This is a genomic window from Mucilaginibacter yixingensis (assembly GCF_041080815.1).
Lineage (GTDB): Bacteria > Bacteroidota > Bacteroidia > Sphingobacteriales > Sphingobacteriaceae > Mucilaginibacter > Mucilaginibacter yixingensis.
The window spans coordinates 1,995,713-2,010,606 of the sequence record NZ_CP160205.1; the positions used below are offsets into that span (position 1 = coordinate 1,995,713).

The window sequence follows — 14,894 nt, forward strand, 5'->3', positions numbered from 1 at the left end:
AGTTAAAATGAATCTGTCGACGCTAACGGGTTCAAAATCGTCCATTCAGGGGCATAAATTCAGCATAGTCAACCAAAGCATTTTTGCGCTTAATTGATTTAAACGATCTTACGGTTTTTGATAAGTAATTTGAGTATGGTTTACGGTTTCTGCTGTCTAAGTTAAATAGCCAGCTTTGGTAAGCGCGCTATCAATAGATTTATAAACAAATACAAAATGATTAAACGGTTTATCCTGATTCTGATCTGCGGATTTTTATTTGCCCCTAATTTGTATGCCCAACAATATCCAAAGGCCATTATGCCGGGAGACTACCCCGATCCCTCCATTATGCGCGAGGGGAAAGATTATTACATGACGCATTCTCCTTTTTACTATGCGCCCGGATTTTTGATTTGGCACTCGCAGGATCTGATGAACTGGGAACCGCTGGTAAGGGTTATGCCCGATTACCAGGGTTCTGCCATGGCTCCGGATCTGCTGAAATATAAAGGCAGATATTACATCTATTACCCCGCTGCAGAAACCATATGGGTAATCTGGGCTGATAACATTAAAGGCCGATGGAGTAAGCCGGTAGACCTGAAAATAAAGGGCATTGACCCCGGACACATTGTTGGTGAGGACGGCAAAAGATACCTGTATACAAACGAAGGCGACTACATCCAACTAACCGATGACGGACTGGCTACCGTTGGCGAAATAAAGAAAGTATACGATGGCTGGAACTACCCGTCAAAATGGGTGGTAGAGTGCAAATGTTTGGAATCGCCTAAATTGATACATAAAGACGGCTACTTCTACCTTACCTCTGCCGAGGGTGGTACTGCTGGGCCGGCTACCAGTCACATGGCCATAGTAGCACGTTCTAAGAGCATATTTGGCCCATGGGAAAACTCGCCCTACAATCCGCTGGTACATACTTACAGCGATACCGATAACTGGTGGTCTAAAGGCCATGGAACCTTAATTGATGATATTAACGGCAACTGGTGGATCATTTATCATGCTTATGCCAAAGGTTATCATACCTTAGGGCGGCAAACATTAATTGAGCCGATAGAATGGACCAGTGATGGCTGGCCAAAGCTTAAACAAATGGCAACTCCCATCGTCCCCGAGCAAAACATAAAAAACGGGATGCCCCTTTCTGATGATTTTGACCACAACAACCTTGGCCTTCAATGGACCTTCTGGAAAGAGAATGCACTGAAAAACATCACAATTGCCAACCAAAGTTTAACAGTAGCAGCCAAAGGCAGCAGTCCCGCCAATGCACGATTGTTATTGGTAACCGCCACTGATAAAAACTACGAAACACAGGTAGCTATAAATGCAGGCAAAAGCAACACCGCCGGACTGATGCTGTTTTATAATGAAAAGGCTTATGCCGGTGTGGTATCTGACGGCAATAGATTTACCATCTACAAAAACGCTGATGAGCAATTGAAGTTACCTAATAAATTCGGCAAGCAGTTTTTCCTTAAGATCCATAACCATGGCAATACCTGTAATTTCTTTGCCAGTAAGGATGGCAATAATTGGCAACTGTTGGCAGAGAACATTAATGTGGCGGATATGAATCACAATAAGTATCACGGATTTTATGCGTTACGGATTGGACTGATGTCTGCGGGAAAAGGGCAGGCCAGGTTTAAGCAATTTCGCTACAAAAATGCTGTTCCAAAAGAATCGGATATGAGCGCCTACTTGATGGTTTTCCATAAGGATGAAACGCATGGCTTATACATGGCCGTAAGTAAAGATGGCTACTCGTTTACCGATGTTAACAATGGTAAGCCAGTCATCGCCGGTGATACTATTGCCGACCAGAAGGGTATCAGAGACCCCCACATTTATCGCGGACCTGATGGCGCATTTTATCTGGCGATGACAGATCTGCACGTTTTTGCCAAACGTGATGGCCTGCGCGAAACAGAATGGGAGCGTGATGCAAAGATTTACGGCTGGGGCAACAACCGTGGCCTGGTACTCATGAAATCATGGGACTTGATTAATTGGAGCCGTACCAACATCCGGTTCAATGAACTATCGGCAGAGTTTAACGAAATAGGTTGTGCATGGGCACCCGAAACCATTTATGACGAGGCGAAAGGCAAGTTAATGATCTATTATACCATGCGCTTCAGAAACGAGGCCAACAAGCTTTATTACGTATATGTAAATGATGATTATAATCGCCTGGAATCGGTCCCACAACTGTTATTTCAATATCCTGATGAGAAGATTACCGCTATTGATGGCGATCTGACCAAAGTGGGCGACAAATATCATCTGTTTTATGTGGCACATGATGGCATGGCTGGCATCAAACAAGCCGTATCAGATCAAGTCAATGGCAACTTTAATTATGATGCCCGTTGGTATGATTTTGAACCCAAAGCCTGCGAAGCGCCAACCGTGTGGAAACGCATCGGGGAAAATAAGTGGGTGCTGATGTATGATGTATACAGCATTACTCCAAACAATTTCGGTTTTACAGAAACATCAGACTTTGTTAACTTTAAAGACCTTGGACACTTTAATGATGGCGTTATGAAAGCAACAAACTTTTCTTCGCCCAAACATGGAGCCGTTGTTCATCTGACTAGTGAAGAAGCAGATGCGCTGATCAACTATTGGGCAAATAAGAAAAAATAGACGGCACAAAACACCATAATCATCCTAATCAATTCTTTCAGATGTATAAAAAGCTTTTTTTAGCCATAGGTTGTATGGCTGCCCTTTGTCAGTCTTCTATAGCGGCCAATAAACAACAGGATTCTGTTTATCTGTTTTCTTATACCACCAGTTCGAATCTTTCACGCGGAGGACTACATTTCGCCTGGAGCCGAGATAAGCAGAACTGGAGGTCGATCGGCCAGGAATTTGGATTTTTGCGTTGTGATTACGGAAACTGGGGGACGCAGAAGAAAATGTTCAGCCCTTCTTTATTGTTAGGACCTGATGACTTTTGGCATTGTGTATGGAGCGTAAACGAGACCGACAAAGTATTTGCGCACGCCGCGTCAGCCGACCTGATTGATTGGGGACGTCAGAACTTCCCGAAAATAAACAGTGGCGATGCTTGCCTGGAGCCGTTGTTGGCCTATAATAAACAAACTAAACTTTATTCCGTATTTTATCATGATAGCGACAACAAATATTTTGTAGTTACTTCTGCTGATTTAAAAAAGTTCAGTCCGACGAAGTCCATTCCAGCTTCACAATATCGCGATACAAGGGAATCAGTTTTAGTTGATGGGGAGCAACAAACCGGGCAGGTAAAAAAGGTAGCCTGGAGTGTGGTTGAAAAACTGCAACATTATTATGAGGCCAAGCAATTTAAAGGAACAGAGAACAAAGAAACCATAGCTAAGGATGCCGAAACCTATAAAACCCTGAAACCTTTAACTGCAACCATCAACCTTCAGCCTCAAAACACCAAATCTATTAGTGATATGCTGATTGGTATCTTTTTTGAAGACCTGAACTACGCTGCCGACGGCGGCCTGTATGCCGAGATGGTGCAAAACCGTGATTTTGAGTATAAACCTACAGACAAACTCACGCTTGATAAAAACTGGAATCCTTCTTATGCCTGGAAGTTATCTGGAGAAAATGCCAGCTTTACTATCGACAGCATTAAGCCTATCCACCCCAACAATCCGCATTACGCTCTATTGAACACTACTGCCGCTGGCGCGGCTTTGGTTAACGAGGGATATGATGGCTTCAACATCAAAAAAGGAGATAGATACAAACTGTCTTTATTTGCCAAACTATTGAAAGGTGCAGGTGACATCAGCGTAAGCCTGCTCAGCGAAAAGAATGAAGTATTGGCGCAAACAGACCTTTCTGTTAGTGGCAGCAACTGGCAAAACCTCAAGGCTGTGCTTGTTCCGTCAGCAGACAATGAACACGCTGTATTGCAAATCAAACCAAAACATCCCGGTTCAATTGCGTTCGATTTGGTTTCGTTGTTTCCGGAAAGCACCTTTAAAGGTCGGCCTAACGGCCTGCGGGCAGATCTGGCACAGACGATTGCCGACATCCATCCCCGATTTATGCGTTTCCCCGGAGGGTGCCTAGCTCATGGCGATGGGTTAGCCAATATGTACCGTTGGAAAAATTCTATCGGTCCGCTGGAAAGCCGCCTACCACAACGTAACATCTGGAACTACCACCAAACCGTTGGCTTGGGCTATTACGAGTATTTCCAGTTCTGCGAGGATATTGGCGCTGCGCCGGTTCCGGTTATTGCTGCTGCGGTTCCCTGCCAAAACTCAGCAGTAGGAGGGGCGGGACAGCAAGGCGGGCTGCCCATGACAGAGATGGGCGCCTACATCCAGGATATTTTAGATCTGATTGAATATGCCAACGGCCCTGCCACCAGCAAGTGGGGAAAAGTGCGGGCCGATGAAGGGCACCCACAGCCATTTCATTTAAAATACTTAGGCATTGGCAATGAAGACCTGATTAGCGATGTATTTGAGGAACGCTTTACGATGATCTACAATGCCATTAAGAAAGTTCACCCTGAAATAGAGGTTATCGGCACCGTTGGGCCAGCTGCTGAGGGAACCGATTATGAGCAGGGATGGCAATTGGCCAATAAACTCAAAGTACCAATTGTAGACGAGCACTACTATCAGCCGCCCGGTTGGTTTATCAATAACCAGGATTTTTATGATGGCTATGACCGCAAAGCGTCAAAAGTGTATCTGGGCGAGTATGCAGCCCATGTGCCCGGCCGTAAAAGCAATGTGGAGAGTGCCCTGACTGAAGCATTGTACCTAACCAATTTGGAACGAAATGCAGATGTGGTTAAAATGGCATCTTACGCTCCTCTGCTGGCCAAAGAAAATCACACACAATGGACACCGGATCTGATTTACTTTAATAACCGCGAAGTCAAACCAACGGTAAATTATTACGTACAGCAACTATTTGGCGAGAACAGCGGCAACAGCTACGTGCCAAACAGCTTCGAAGTTTCTGACAATACCGATAACGTACGCAAGCGCATTGCCTGCTCGGTTGTAAGAGACGGCGCATCTGGCGACCTGATCATTAAGATCATTAACCTGTTACCGATATCAGTTAAAAGCGCTTTCAATTGGAACGGACTGGCAATACCAAAGGGCAAACTAACGCAAACCACCTTAACGGGCTCGCCAACCAGCGAAACCGCCAGACCAGCAGTAAAAACTGTTGATGATAAAGCTGGCAACCTGGATCTGCCTGCGTACTCGCTAACCGTATTAAGGTATCAGCAGTTATAAAGATCTGTTAACTAGGTTTTTTCAACCCGGTCTGCATCAAATCAGACCGGGTTTTTTATTGCCCATGTTTCACCGTTCTTCATAGAATGAGTATGTTCATCTAAAAAACTTGTCATTAGGAAAAAACACCAAAACATGTTAATCTTCCGAAGATCGATTAAAGTATTAATTGCCCTGCTGCCAATATGCAGCTTTTGCCGGGGACAAAACCAGGTATCCAACTGGCATGAAGTGCAACCCGGCATCTGGTCTGCCATAATTGGAAAGCCAGACAGCATTGATTTTTTAAAAGCATCAGGCGCAAAACCACAAACCGCGGCGTTGAAAACAATGCCTGCCGCCGCGTTTCCGCTGGACAAATCGCAGATTATGGCCGAAACACGCGATGGCCGCACCTACCTCAAGTTTCCATTGCAACCAGATGAAAAACTGTTTGGGCTGGGCCTCAACTTTAAACGCACCCAAATCAGGGGCAACGTCTATCGCCTGCACATAGAACATTACAATGGGATTGATGACGGCACCACGCATGCACCAGTACCGTTTTATGTTTCATCTAAAGGTTATGGCGTTTTTATTAATGCCGCCAGGTATATTGATGTATGGGCGGGTACTTCGGTTAGGCGTGATAGTAAAACCCAGCCGCAAGCCATTGACATGAATACTAATAAGAAAAACTGGGTAACCGTGCCCTCTGGCGATAATGTGGAGATGATGGTACCGGCCCAGGGCGTGGAGGTATACGTAGTAGGCGGCCCTACCATTATGGATGCTGTTAGCCGTTATAACCTGCTGCAGGGCGGTGGCTGTCTTCCACCAAAATGGGGACTTGGTTTTTGGGACCGTACGCCATCCTTGTACACCCAAGACCAGGTAGCTGCCGAGGTTGCTGAATTTAAAAAGCGCGATTTCCCGGTCTCGGTTATCGGCCTCGAACCTGGCTGGCAAAGCCGTGCTTACCCTTGTACCTATGCCTGGGATAGCACACGTTTTCCGCAACCCGCAAAGTTTGTGCAAGCCTTGGCTGCATCAAACATCAAAGTAAACTTATGGCTGCATGCCTGGGTTTCGCCACAATCGGCCATATATAAAAGTCTGGAGCCCTTGTCTGGCGATCATACCATATGGGCCGGCCTCGCGCCCGATTTTACGCTTAAAAGCACCACCGGTGTTATTAGCAATTATTTCAGAAAAACCCATCTGGACATAGGCATAAGCGGTTATAAGATGGACGAAAACGATGGTAACGTAAATGAAGGATGGTACTACCCGGATATGACGCATTTCCCCTCAGGCACCACCGGCGACCAGATGCACCAGCTATACGGCATGTTGATGCAAAAATTTACTACAACGATGTTCCGCGAGCGGAACCAGCGTACCTATGGTTTGGTGCGGGCCTCCAACGCCGGGGCTGCATCCTTCCCTTATGTGTTGTATGATGATTATTATAGTCATCCAGATTTTATAACGGCGCTGATCAACAGTTCATTCTCCGGCATATTGTGGACACCCGAAGCCAGAAGCTCAAAAGACGCCGAGGATTGGGTGCGCAGGATGCAGGCGGTTTGTTTCTCGCCGCTGGCCATGCTCAATGCCTGGTCGTCCGGAGCCAAGCCATGGTCATTTGATACCGTTAATAAGGAAGTTGCCGATGTTATTAAACTACGCATGCAACTGCTCCCTTACTTTTATACCACCTTTGCTGATTATGCGTTTAAAGGCGTGCCTCCGGTTAGGTCGCTCAATTTGCTGCCCGAGTTTTCAGTTAAAGAGGAAGTTAACAACAAGAAAGATTCGTTATATAACGCCTTTGTATCTAAGGATATCAAGAACGAGTTTATGGTTGGCGATAATCTGCTGGTTGTCCCCATTTTTGCCGGTGAAAAATCGCGCGACGTGGTGCTGCCCAAGGGCAACTGGTATGATTTTTACACGGGCCATTATGCGGGTAATGGCGAAGTGATCAGCATCGAACCTACCTTAGATAAAATTCCGCTTTATGTAAAAGACGGTGGCGTAATACCTATGATACCTGTACGTAACCAGGTTACAGACGAGAAACTGCCGGTAGAACTCCGTTACTACGGCCACCAGCCATCAAGTTTTGAACTGTATGACGATGACGGCAAAACTTTCGACTATGAAAAGGGCAAGTATGTGCGAATCAGCCTCATTACCACGAAGAAGGGAAATAAGCTGCTGCACTCAACAGTAATTCCACGCGGGCAAAAAAGCTGGTCATTTACTAGTTTTAAATGGCGTGATATGACGGAAGAGAAGTAAGGCAAATTAACCATCAACATTATTAAATCCTTCTAAAACAAAAACAGCCGGCTGATTAGCCGGCTGTTTCTGTTTTAACGTTTATTGGCGGTTAGTTGTCCTCTAACTATCCCGTTGGGGAAATTGGTAGTACATATTACGTAATACCATTTACCACTAAACAGATCGGCCTTTTCTGTAGCAGAAAAACCGCTGTATCCGCCGAGGCCAAGGTTTATAGTACCTGTTGCACCCGTACCTGAAAAAGCAACGCTTCTTAACAAGGTTCCGTTAGCCCCCGCCACCGCCGGACCATAAAAGTTTACCGAAGTAACGGCATCGGTGCCGGTCCAAAGTGCATTCCAGGTTACGGTGAAGGTTAACACGTTCAAGCCCTCATCATACCAGCCTGAAAAAGTGCCGGTACCGGTACTGCTGCCATTGGGCACCAGTTGCTGGGCATTGCTATTGCCAGATACCAGGTATATAGCGCCATCGGTTGATTTTAGATTTCCGCCTTTGGTACAACCCAGTGCAAAAACCGCAACAAGAGAGATGAGTGCGAGGTTCTTTATTTTCTTTAATGTGAACATAATCAAATGATTTAAAGGTTTTCTAAACGGATCAATACCCCGGATTTTGTTTCAAAGACGGCGATTTGGTGATCTCGGTCTGCGGAATAGGGAAAAAGTACATCGCATCGCGGAACACGTGTTTACGTACCACAATGGTGCGGTATGAATAAGTGCCGTTTGTTGCCCGGGTAATCTCCATGCCGTGCATGTCCTTGTTCTCGGTTGTCGGCGCAATCTTCCAGCGGCGCACATCCCAAAAACGCTGCTCCTCATAAGCCAGCTCCACCTGGCGCTCATTTTGCAGGAAAGTACGCATCTGGTCTTGAGTCATATTAGGATTGATACCGTACATACCATCTGTACCTGCGGCTATGCCTGCGCGGTTCCTGATATCTTTTAGCCAGGTATAAATCTGCGATGAAGGACCACTAAACTCATTGTTAGCTTCGGCGGCATCCAGCAAGATCTCGGCATAACGAATCAGGTTGCGCGGGCGGTTGAGCTCCTGTCCCAGCGGACCAACACCATCTGCGCACATCTTATAGCAGTAGTAACCGGTAATGGTACCGTTAGATTTATAAATACCATCGGTGCCCTGGGTTTTTAAATTATTGTCTGTAGTGGAGGCTATCACCCCGGTATAGGTCCACACCGGCTGATCGCCGGTATAACCATTTTGTGCACGTAACGCGCCGTTGTACAAAACAGTGAAGTAAAAACGTGGATCGCGGTTCTTATACATGTTATCGCCAATACCCGGATAGCCTGAAGCCGGGTCACTAATCGCTTTACCATTGGCCATACCAAAAGCATCTACCATTTCCTGTGTAGGGAACATGGATACCGTGGCAGTATACCTGGTACCCCGGCTAACCGGGTTACAATAAGTTTCTCTAAACATATTGTTAGGTGTGGTTGTAGGCGGATAATATGCCAAAACAGATTCAGGGTTCTGAAACGTCAGGAAGTTTTGGTAAAAAGCCGGTGTTGATGCGCGATATAAACTATACTGATTGAGGTTAATTACCGCCTGCGCTGCATCAGCAGCCAATTTCCATCGATTAATATCCGCATTTCCGTAGGATACCAGATGGTTGGGATCATCACCCCGGGCGGCGTTAGTAAGCGGACTTGCTGCGTAAAGCAACACGCGTGCTTTTAAAGCCAGGGCGGCTCCTTTGGTAATACGGCCATAATCAACCGTAGCGCTGTAAGGCGGCAGCGGATTCAGGTTGTTTAACGGCAACATAGCGGCCGCGGCATCGCACTCTGATAAAATGTAGCTAACGCAATCTGCATAAGAACTGCGGGGCACATCAATCTTATCGTCATCAGTATAAACATTATTGCCCACGTTAGGGAAACCGCCATAGTGTTTAAGCAAAAGTGAGTAATACCAGGCTCTTAAAAAACGTACCTGGCCTTCCCAGTATTTCCGTACGCTGTCTGATTTTAATGGGATTGTTTTCTCATTACGCAGGAAAATATTGAGGGCTCTTATTTGGGTGTAAGCCGTTCCCCAAAGGCCGTCGGTATTATTAGCCGGTGTTAATGCGCCGTTTGAGATAGTAGTACTTAGGAGGGATAAGCTTGTGGCTGATTCAGCCTCGTCACAAGCCGACTCCAGACCTGCAGAGGGATTACTGCCGAAGCGGTTGGGCTCATACGAAAAATCGATATTGGTATACCTGCTGTTGATAAACTGCTGGCTGTAGGTACTGTCAGAAAAAACAGCTTTCTCATCAATAACAGATAAAGTTTTGGCATCAAGAAAGCCACCTTTTTTGCATGCCGAAAATAGCAGAATGGCCAATAAACAAAGCCAATACTGACGGCGTATATTTTGTGTTTTCATATTACTGTGGTTAATTGATCTTATTATGGTTAAAATCCCAGCTGAACGCCTAAAATGTAGTTAGCCGTAATGGGATAGGCATTACCCTGACCGGAAGCAATCTCCGGGTCAATATCAAACTTGCCGGTGTTTCTGAAGGTTAACAGGTTATAGCCAGACAGGTAGATCCGGGCACTGTGCACAAACATTTTCTCCAGCGCCTTTGCCGGCACCTGGTAGCCCAGCTCTAACGACTTCAGGCGCACGTAACTGGCGTTCTGGTACCAGAAATCAGACGAGACATTGGCGCCGCCGGTTTGGTAAGACGAGTTGTTGGTGGCACTGTTAAAGCTGATGCGCGGATAGGTGGCCGTGGCCGCTGTTGAAGGTGTCCAGGCATCAACAAACCATGGGCGGATGTTACCCAGGAATGAATCGCTACCCTCGGCATTAATCAGTACCGAATAGCCAAAGGCACCCTGTATCAATCCGCGGAGCGAGAAACCTTTATAAGATACCGAAAGATTTAACCCATAAGTATCTGTAGGCAGGTTAGGTTTTGACATATAGTACTGATCGGCAGTGGTGATCAGGCCATCGCCGTTTAAATCTGCATACTTCATGTCGCCGGGTTGTATGGTGCTCCACAATGGCTTAGGTATGCCCGCTTTAACCTGTCCGTTGGCATCAAAATCTGAAGCCTGGTAGAACCCAACAAAATGATAAGCCAGTGATGAACCAAGCTGAGAACCGGTTCTGGCCTGGTAAGGATAGTTTGGCGCCTCGCTCACATAAATGATCTTGTTTTTGGCGTGCGAGTAGTTACCGCTTACGGTAAAGTCAACATTTTTCACTCTGCCGTGGTAGGTCAGCTCGCCATCAAAACCGGTGTTTGAGGTAATACCGATATTTTTTTGCGGTAATGCCTGTCCAATAAGCAAAGGCACATCGCCCTGCGCAATCAGCTGATCATAACGGTAGTTATAAAACCAATCTGGCGAGAAAGTAAGTTTGCCGTTAAACATGTTGATATCTAAACCGATATCTGTTTTCCGTTCTTTCTCCCAGGTAATGTTTGGATTAACCAGCGCGCCTTCATTAGCACCATTACCAAAATAGCTCACACCAGCCGGTAATGAGTATTGAACAACGCTGGTTACTGCTGTTGGGTTGGTATTGGTATATGATTTATCAGAACCGTTTATACCGTATGATCCCCTGATTTTGAACAGGTCAAAAAACGGGAACAGCTTATTAAAGAACTTTTCTTTAGAGATATCATACGCAATACTGGCTGCCGGGAACACGCCATATTTTTGATTGGAGTTGAAAACGTCGTTACCGTTTTTGGCTACCGTGAAGTAAAGTATATACCTGTCTTTAAACACGTAGTTAAGGATACCCGATAAGCCGCGGTAGTTTAAAGGCACGTTGCCGAGATTTTGATAGCTGTTTTGATTTACCAGTGCAACCAGATCAAACGAGTGCTCGCCAAACTGGCGTTTGTAATGCAGTTGCGCACGGATGTTGGTGTTATTATTAAACGCATCGTTACCAAAACCCTGACCGTATGGCGGCAATTGCGCAGTACCACCCGATTTTAAGTTATAGGTATTAGTTGCTGAATTATAGAAGTAAACCGGAATTTGCGAAGCCACAGCCCTGGTTTCATTACGGTGCTCGTTAATGTTGCTGGAGTAGGCTACGATAATCCCTGCATCAAGACCCTGAGTAATAAAATCAAGCTTTTGGGTGCCTCTAAAGGTGATATTGAAATTGTTGTTAAAGTTTCTGTTATAACCACCATTGGCCAGGGCTGCAATTGGATTGATAAAACCGTTAGACCCAATTTGAGAGGCATAACCATAAGTTCCGTTAGGATTTACTACCGGCATTGATAGCGGCGCCAGCGATTTGAACTCCTCTAACTGTTTAAAAAGCCCTGCCGACTCTTGCACACCCGCCGGGTTATTGAGGGTTTCAAACCTGCCGTTAATATCAAATTGCAGGTTAAGCGTTTTGGTTGGTGTAATATCAAGGTTAGAGCGAAAGTTAAAACGATTGTAGAAGTAGTTGTTGTTAACATCATCATCTGGTTTAACAGGCGCAAAATGTTTCAGCAAACCGTTCTGGGTGAAATAGCCCAACGAGGTCATGTATTTCACAATGCTGTTTCCTCCGCTTACATCAACGTTATAGCGCTGCTGGGTTGACATATTTTTCAGCAACTCCTTTTGCCAGTTAACGTTGGGATGGCCGTAGGGATCGGTTCCATCTTTAAAAGCCTGCAAATCTGCCGCGGTGTATGGCAGTGTTTTTTGTCCAGAGAGACCGTAACTATCATTAATGTAAGCTTCGTTCATCAACACAGCAGTGGTGTAGGCATCCATGTAATCGGTAAATTTGATCACCTGGTTAACGCCGCCCTCGCCGGTCAGCGTAATTCTGGGTTTGCCAATTTTTCCGCGTTTAGTGGTGATCAGCAAAACACCATTAGCGCCTTTAATACCATAAACCGCTGTTGTTGAGGCATCTTTCAGGATGGTTACAGATTCAATCTCATTCACGTCAAGCTGGGCCACCTGTGCGTAGGTATATTCAATATCATCCACAATAATGAGCGGCTGACTGTCGCCGTTTAATGAGTTGGTGCCCCTGATGTAAAAGTCGGCTGCATCGGCTCCGGGCTGACCGCTTCGTTGCTGCGAGAAGAAGCCCGGCAAACGTCCAACTAAGGTGTTCTGTAAGGTAGCCGTAGGCACATCCGCAACTTCTGATGCTTTGATTGAGCTTGATGCACCGGCAGATAAGGCCCTGGTTGTTGTTTGATAGGCACGCACCACCACTTCATTCAGGCCTTTAACATCCTCTTTCAATACAATGTTGAGGGTAAGCCTGCCGTTAAGTTTTACAGGAGTGGTGGCATAGCTAATGGCTGAGAACGAAAGCGTGGCCGTTTTGCTGCTGGCCGTTACCCTGAAATTACCGTTTGCATCGGTAACTGCAATGTTTTTAGGATTTTCAGGCTCCTGCACGGTTACGCCCGGCACTGGCACGTTCTTTACGTCTACCACCTTGCCGGTTATCGTCACCTTTTCCTGCGCCCACGTGGAGATGGCGCAAAACAGGAAGGTGAGACTTATGACGAATTTTAATATTTTCATGTTTAAAGTGACTTGACCGTTAATAATTAGGGTTTTGCTTCATGTTGGGGTTGACCTGGATCTCGTTGTTGAGGATCGGTAACAAGTTCATTCGGTCGTCATAAAATGGCGTAGCAACCACCTTTGGTGTGTAGGTGAACGTGCCATTTGCATTTTTGGTAACAGTTACGCCATGCAGAGCGGTACCATATACGGTTTTAGCAATCTTCCAGCGTCTGATATCGTAATAGCGTTGCTCTTCAAATGCAAACTCAAGCCGGCGCTCATTACGGATCATATCCCGCATTTGCGATTGCGAAAGACCGACAGGCAGCGCGTAAGGCACTAAACCGGCACGTTGTCTAACGGCCTCAACAGCACTGTAAACACTGGCATCAGGCCCGGAGTACTCGTTCTGGGCTTCGGCATACATCAGCAAAATATCGGCATACCTGATCCAGCAGAACGTTGCCGTTACCGATGGGTGATACATCGTCGGCGTAAAGGAGGTGTTGTTATTATCATTAGCCAATCCCTTTTTGGCATAGTAGCCGGTTTGCGTTTGCACACCACTGTTTACGGTGTTATTATTAGGCTTATCCAAACCACCTTCGTAAGTCTGAATAGCTCGTTTTAGCCAGGTACCGCCGTTATAGAATATGGTTTGATCTAATCGCGGATCGCGATTGGCGTAGGGGTTGTTAGGGTCATAACCAGATGTAGGGTCTGTAATTGCCTTCCCGTTTTTCATCGGGAAAGCATCAACCAGTTCCTGAGTTGGGCTTACCAGACCGTTGCTGGCAACATTACCCACGGTATACCCCACAGGCGACATACGGTTGCCAAATGTGGTTTGATAACTTGCCCCAAAACGAACGAAAATAAACTCCTTATTAATGTGCGTGGTGTTGAGGATGTAGCGGTTAGACTCTAAAGCAAAAAGATTAAGATCCATTACCGCTTTGGCAGCATCGGCAGCCGCCTTCCACCGGCTGGCGTCATAACTGGCATAGCCGGTATAATCCAGATTGGGTGTTGATGAAGGATTAAACAGCGGACTTGCAGCCAGCAGCAGCACCTTTGCCTTAATAGCCAAATCGATACTTTTACGCATGCGGCCAAAATCTCCGTCGGTACCATCTGTTGTGCCGTTGCCGCTGCCACGTTGGGCTAAAGTAGCCTCTGGGCGCATGTCATCTTTCACGGCATCCAGTTCAGATACGATGTATTTCACACAGTCATCAAAGCTGGCGCGTTTTTGGGTAAACAGTGTCGGGTCATTCGGGTCAAACACCTGGTCGCCTATCAGCGGCACGCCACCGTAACGCTTCAGCATTTCATAATAAAAAATCGATCTCAATACTCTAACCTCTGCTGCCAGCCACTTAGGCAAAGTTGGATCTGCCCAGTTAACTCTTTTATAATTGGCCAGAAACATGTTACACCTCCGGATGGCACCGTAGCAAGTCCCCCAGTTATCATCATAAGTATTCAGTGGCGAGTAGCCTCCATTAATAACATTCCACGTGGCGCTACCTTGGTCTGAAGGCACAGCATCATCAGACGCCACCTCGAGGATATTGCCGTTGATGCGGATGTAGCCGGTTGGCAATTGCGAGTATATTTTAATTACCCAGCCCTGTGCGAAATTGCCGGTAGGGTCTGATGAATCCCAGATATATTCGTCGGTAGTATTGGTAAGCGGGTGATCTTCAAATGTTTTTTGACACGAAACGCTGAAGGCAACCGAAATTACCAGCATAGCGTATATGATTTTCTTTTTCATAATATC

General features: G+C 46.1%; 7 protein-coding genes. 3 read left to right on the forward strand and 4 right to left on the reverse strand.

Going from position 1 to position 14,894, the window contains the following annotated elements; all coding sequences use genetic code 11:
- Positions 1 to 216 precede the first annotated feature (216 nt).
- From ABZR88_RS08050 to ABZR88_RS08060, 3 genes are all read left to right on the forward strand, one after another.
- Positions 217 to 2,661 carry a family 43 glycosylhydrolase gene (locus ABZR88_RS08050; RefSeq protein WP_107830865.1) on the forward strand — a complete coding sequence of 815 codons (2,445 nt, stop codon included), beginning with the start codon at positions 217 to 219 and terminating at the stop codon, positions 2,659 to 2,661.
- Positions 2,662 to 2,735: 74 nt separating this feature from the next.
- On the forward strand, positions 2,736 to 5,285 hold the full coding sequence (locus ABZR88_RS08055) for an alpha-L-arabinofuranosidase C-terminal domain-containing protein (RefSeq protein WP_211309869.1): 2,550 nt from the start codon (positions 2,736 to 2,738) through the stop codon (positions 5,283 to 5,285).
- A 135-nt stretch (positions 5,286 to 5,420) separates the two neighbouring features.
- On the forward strand, positions 5,421 to 7,571 hold the full coding sequence (locus ABZR88_RS08060) for a TIM-barrel domain-containing protein (RefSeq protein ID WP_107830869.1): 2,151 nt from the start codon (positions 5,421 to 5,423) through the stop codon (positions 7,569 to 7,571).
- Positions 7,572 to 7,645: 74 nt separating this feature from the next.
- Here the strand turns inward: ABZR88_RS08060 and ABZR88_RS08065 are convergent, their stop codons facing one another.
- The 4 genes from ABZR88_RS08065 to ABZR88_RS08080 are packed head-to-tail and all read right to left on the reverse strand — an operon-like array spanning position 7,646 to position 14,888.
- Positions 7,646 to 8,143, reverse strand: a complete 498-nt coding sequence (locus ABZR88_RS08065; protein ID WP_107830871.1) for a CHRD domain-containing protein — start codon at positions 8,141 to 8,143, stop codon at positions 7,646 to 7,648.
- Between the two features lie 31 nt (positions 8,144 to 8,174).
- Complete coding sequence (locus ABZR88_RS08070; protein WP_107830873.1) at positions 8,175 to 9,980, reverse strand: RagB/SusD family nutrient uptake outer membrane protein; 1,806 nt, start codon at positions 9,978 to 9,980, stop codon at positions 8,175 to 8,177.
- A gap of 29 nt (positions 9,981 to 10,009) precedes the next feature.
- Entirely contained in the window at positions 10,010 to 13,123 is a 3,114-nt protein-coding gene (locus ABZR88_RS08075) for a TonB-dependent receptor (RefSeq protein WP_107830875.1), read from the reverse strand.
- 19 nt (positions 13,124 to 13,142) lie between these two features.
- Positions 13,143 to 14,888 carry a RagB/SusD family nutrient uptake outer membrane protein gene (locus tag ABZR88_RS08080; protein ID WP_107830877.1) on the reverse strand — a complete coding sequence of 582 codons (1,746 nt, stop codon included), beginning with the start codon at positions 14,886 to 14,888 and terminating at the stop codon, positions 13,143 to 13,145.
- Positions 14,889 to 14,894 lie beyond the last annotated feature (6 nt).

Excerpts from the sequence above, each read along its gene's own strand:
- ABZR88_RS08070 (WP_107830873.1), bottom strand. The coding sequence starts at position 9,980 with ATGAAAACACAAAATATACGCCGTCAGTATTGGCTTTGTTTATTGGCC.
- ABZR88_RS08075 (WP_107830875.1), bottom strand. The coding sequence starts at position 13,123 with ATGAAAATATTAAAATTCGTCATAAGTCTCACCTTCCTGTTTTGCGCC.
- ABZR88_RS08055 (WP_211309869.1), top strand. The coding sequence starts at position 2,736 with ATGGCTGCCCTTTGTCAGTCTTCTATAGCGGCCAATAAACAACAGGAT.
- ABZR88_RS08060 (WP_107830869.1), top strand. The coding sequence starts at position 5,421 with ATGTTAATCTTCCGAAGATCGATTAAAGTATTAATTGCCCTGCTGCCA.
- ABZR88_RS08065 (WP_107830871.1), bottom strand. The coding sequence starts at position 8,143 with ATGTTCACATTAAAGAAAATAAAGAACCTCGCACTCATCTCTCTTGTT.
- ABZR88_RS08080 (WP_107830877.1), bottom strand. The coding sequence starts at position 14,888 with ATGAAAAAGAAAATCATATACGCTATGCTGGTAATTTCGGTTGCCTTC.
- ABZR88_RS08050 (WP_107830865.1), top strand. The coding sequence starts at position 217 with ATGATTAAACGGTTTATCCTGATTCTGATCTGCGGATTTTTATTTGCC.